Below are 1,832 nucleotides of genomic sequence, written 5' to 3' on the forward strand. Positions count from 1 at the left end.
CTCACTAGGCTATGATTTTCGAGACGACGCCAGCGCCTACGGTTCGGCCACCCTCACGGATCGCAAACCGAAGACCCTCTTCCATCGCGATAGGAGCGATCAGCTCGCCCTTAATCGTGACGTTATCACCCGGCATCACCATCTCGACACCCTCGGGCAGATCCATGTTGCCCGTAACGTCCGTTGTACGGAAGTAGAACTGAGGACGGTAACCCGTGAAGAACGGAGTGTGACGACCGCCTTCTTCTTTGGCAAGGATATAGACCTCAGCCTCGAACTTCGTGTGCGGCTTGATTGAGCCCGGCTTGGCTAACACCTGGCCACGCTCGATCTTGCTGCGGTCTATACCACGCAGAAGAACACCCGCATTGTCACCCGCCTCAACATAGTCAAGCGTCTTGCGGAACATCTCCATAGAAGTTGCAACCGTCGTCGTTGTGTCCTTAAGACCCACGATCTCAAGCTGCTCGCCAGCCTTAAGCTGGCCACGCTCCACACGACCCGTCGCAACCGTACCACGGCCCGTGATCGTGAAGACATCCTCAACCGGCATCAGGAACGGAAGATCCTTAGGACGCTCAGGAGTCGGGATGTAGCTATCAACCGCTTCCATCAGTTTCAGGATAGACGGCTCGCCGTACTCGCCCTGGTCACCGGCAAGTGCCTGAGTCGCAGAGCCAATCACGATGGGAGTGTCGTCACCGGGGAAGTCATACTTCGTCAGAAGATCACGCACTTCCATCTCTACCAGCTCAAGAAGCTCGGGATCATCAACCATATCGGCCTTGTTGAGAAACACGACGATGGAGGGCACACCCACCTGACGGGCGAGCAGAATATGCTCACGGGTCTGGGGCATGGGGCCATCGGCGGCGGAACACACTAAGATCGCGCCGTCCATTTGGGCCGCGCCGGTGATCATGTTCTTGATGTAGTCGGCGTGTCCGGGACAGTCTACGTGTGCATAGTGGCGTGCAGCGGTCTCGTACTCGACGTGTGCCGTGTTAATCGTAATTCCACGCGCTTTCTCTTCGGGCGCTGCGTCAATGGCCTCGTAGGCCATCGCCTTGGCTCCACCACTCTTGGACAGAACCGTTGTAATCGCGGCTGTCAGGCTGGTCTTGCCATGATCCACGTGTCCGATCGTACCCACGTTGACGTGGGGTTTCAGACGCTCAAATTTTGCCTTACCCATAATATAATTAGCTCCGTTGTGTTTTACACAGAAAGACGCAACGACTCTATCCGAGTGCGTTGCGCCAGAATGGAGCCCTCGATGGGAATTGGACCCATGACCTCTTCTTTACCAAAGAAGTGCTCTACCACTGAGCTACGAGGGCATTTCGATCGTAGACGACCGAGGAGAAAGTCTACCATGCCCAAGCCCCTTTGTCAATGCTTTTTCGGGTTCATGGAGCATCGGGAGACTGAGGGTGCGAGTGCGTGGCTTTGTCAGGATCAAGGCGAGTCTCGGCGTTTTTCAGCTTTGCGATCACCACAATTGGGCCGGTGGCTGTCAGAGACGCCATCCAGGTAAAACGCTCCGTGCGAACTTTCTGTGGCTTCCCCCCGATCATCACGGTCACACTCGCCTTAGGAGTCATCTCACCGCGAAGCTCCGTCTTCGTCCGCCCCGTGATCGCCAGAAACGGCTCGCGCTTGATAATCGCCCGATGGTAAGCGGTCTGAGCCTCAACCTCGACAGGCGCAAGCTCGATCTGTCCCTGGTTGTCGGCCATGTTCTGGACGGCTTTATAGAGCTGGGAGTCGGTCTTGCCCTTACCGAGATCGGGTCCGTAGAAGCTCCCATTGGGGCCATGACAGCGTGCGCA

Annotated in this window: 2 protein-coding genes and 1 tRNA gene; all 3 read right to left on the reverse strand. The window is 56.6% G+C overall.

Translation table 11 applies throughout. The features are described from left to right. Nucleotides 1-4 precede the first annotated feature (4 nt). Entirely contained in the window at nt 5-1,195 is a 1,191-nt protein-coding gene (gene tuf / locus RMO15_RS30695; RefSeq protein ID WP_309722250.1) for an elongation factor Tu, read from the reverse strand. 70 nt (nt 1,196-1,265) lie between these two features. Then, nucleotides 1,266-1,340: transfer RNA gene (locus tag RMO15_RS30700), tRNA-Thr, on the reverse strand. Between the two features lie 69 nt (nt 1,341-1,409). Then, a partial coding sequence (locus tag RMO15_RS30705) for a hypothetical protein (RefSeq protein WP_309722253.1) occupies nt 1,410-1,832 on the reverse strand: 423 nt, incomplete at its 5' end.

The organism is Armatimonas sp. (genome assembly GCF_031410135.1).
In the GTDB taxonomy this organism is placed as follows: Bacteria; Armatimonadota; Armatimonadia; order Armatimonadales; family Armatimonadaceae; genus Armatimonas.

Excerpts from the sequence above, each read along its gene's own strand:
- tuf (WP_309722250.1), bottom strand. The coding sequence starts at position 1,195 with ATGGGTAAGGCAAAATTTGAGCGTCTGAAACCCCACGTCAACGTGGGT.